Here is a 1888-nt window from a genome sequence, read left to right on the forward strand (position 1 = left end):
CACTCCTCGAGCGACCGCTGCGACACCCGGCCCGGCTTGTTCCGAAGCGGCCTGGCGGATCGCGGTCGCGTTCCCTCGTAGTTCCGAGAGCCGATCCCCGCCGATGCCGGCCTCGTCGGCGCGGGACTCCGTTCGTTCGATCGTCCGCTCGAGGCTGGCGATCTGAACCGTCAGCCGGGCCATTTGCGATCGGTAGGCCCCCGTGGAGAGCTCTTCGCGTTGAGACTCGAGGGTGGCGCGTTCGTTCTCGAGTGCAGTTACTTTCGCCTCGAGATCGTCGGCCCGCTCGTTGACGACCGCTGCCCGACTCTCGTTGTCGGCGCGCTCGTAGGCCGCATCGAACATTCCCGACTCGACCCCGTTCGCCGTATCGGCTGCGCTCGCCTGCATTACCGTCCCGACGGACGCGTTCGTCGAGTCGGACTGGACACCGCCGGCGTCGGCGGCCGTAAACGTGTTCGCGACGGCACCGCTCGCGAGCAGCGCGACAGTCAGACCGACGATGGTGAGGGGCACCAGGAGAGCGACCGATCGCGTGCGTCTCATCGTCTTTCTTGTCCGCGTGAATGTACTAAAAAGACGGAGCTTCGTTCGAATCGTTTAATCGCACCGACCGAGCGCTGAGATTCGTTTTGAGCGTTCAAGGCGGGTGGAGTGCCCGTCATCGTGGTCGATCCGCCGACGGTTTGCGGGCCCGGTTCACCGGTGTTTAGTGGATGGTTCAAACCGTTTCACTCGGAGAGCGAGGCGACAATCACTCGCTACTCCGGTCGGAGTCGCGTCACGATCGCTCGCTACTGAGATAGGAGAAGCGCCATGAGCGCGGATACCGTGATCGGAGAGACGCCACAATCGCCGCTACTACAACTGGAGGGACCTCAGGATCACCGCGTTGTGATGAGGACTCGAGCGAAGTGACCGCTGACCAGACACTGTCTGAGATCTAATAGGATCGATCCACGACCGATCGTTCCGAGCATCGCACGAGCGACCGCCGAACGGTGAACGCACTGATAGCGCGTCGGCTTTCCCCTCCCTGCCAACAGTTATATCACTTCGAACCGTGTTATACACTACCATGTTCGAGGTGTTCTCGCGAAGCTATTATCTCGGACGTCTCTACGTGACCCCGACCGACGGGGATCACGCACTCATGCACAGCGACCAGCACGAACGCATCAACGAGGAAGTGTACGCCACCGGCGACGGCCTCGAGCGACTCGACACGCCGCTGGTGATGAAATTCGAGACCAGTCACTTCCCGGTTCACGGAGCGGACGCCGTCCCGACGAACACGCTCGCGTTGCCGGAATCGATGCTCGAGGGGACCGACGTCCGGAACCCGCCATCGCTCCGGGAAGTGTTTCTGGCCCGGCGCGAGCGCGCCCGTCAGCTGCTCTCGTTCGCCGGGGGCTTGCCAGCCGACGACGCGGGGCCAACCGGTGACGAGCCGCCGAACGCCGGAACCTAGAAGTAGCCTCGCTTCCCGATTTCGGCCGGATGCTCGATAGGTTGCTCGGCCGCGCCTCGCTCAACGCGCGCATCGACGAACTCGAAGCGGAAAACGAGCGGTTGCGAAGGCGCTACGAGGCCGAATCCGAACGGCGGGCCGAGGCCGCCACCGCACGACAGGACGCCGAAGAGCGGATCAACCGCCTCGAGGATCGGATCGCCCAACTCGAGGGCGAACTCGAGCGAGTGGAAGCGGACGAGACCGAGCTGACCGTCCGACGCCGCGACCAGCTTCGCGGCCCCCGGCTCGAGGCGGTTCTGGATCGGCTGGCGTCGGTTCGAACGGGCCCGGAAGGCGCGCTGACCGCCAGCGTGGACGACGGACGTGGGGTGCCCGAGTCCGTTCGCGCCGATCTAAACGACGTAATCGGTGAAC

General features: G+C 64.3%; 1 protein-coding gene and 2 pseudogenes. 2 read left to right on the forward strand and 1 reads right to left on the reverse strand.

The features are described from left to right. Window positions 1-546 (reverse strand): annotated as a pseudogene (locus tag PGX04_RS02785) (hypothetical protein); the annotation flags it as partial. Window positions 547-1078: 532 nt separating this feature from the next. Between PGX04_RS02785 and PGX04_RS02790 the strand changes: the two are divergent. Then, window positions 1079-1471, forward strand: a complete 393-nt coding sequence (locus PGX04_RS02790) for a DUF5802 family protein (protein WP_273737121.1) — start codon at window positions 1079-1081, stop codon at window positions 1469-1471. A gap of 29 nt (window positions 1472-1500) precedes the next feature. Further along, window positions 1501-1888: pseudogene (locus tag PGX04_RS02795) on the forward strand (Vms1/Ankzf1 family peptidyl-tRNA hydrolase); the annotation flags it as partial.

The sequence above is a fragment of the Natrinema soli genome (assembly GCF_028618695.1).

Bases quoted from the DNA above. Each gene is read 5' to 3' on its own strand.
- PGX04_RS02790 (WP_273737121.1), top strand. From the start codon at position 1,079: ATGTTCGAGGTGTTCTCGCGAAGCTATTATCTCGGACGTCTCTACGTG.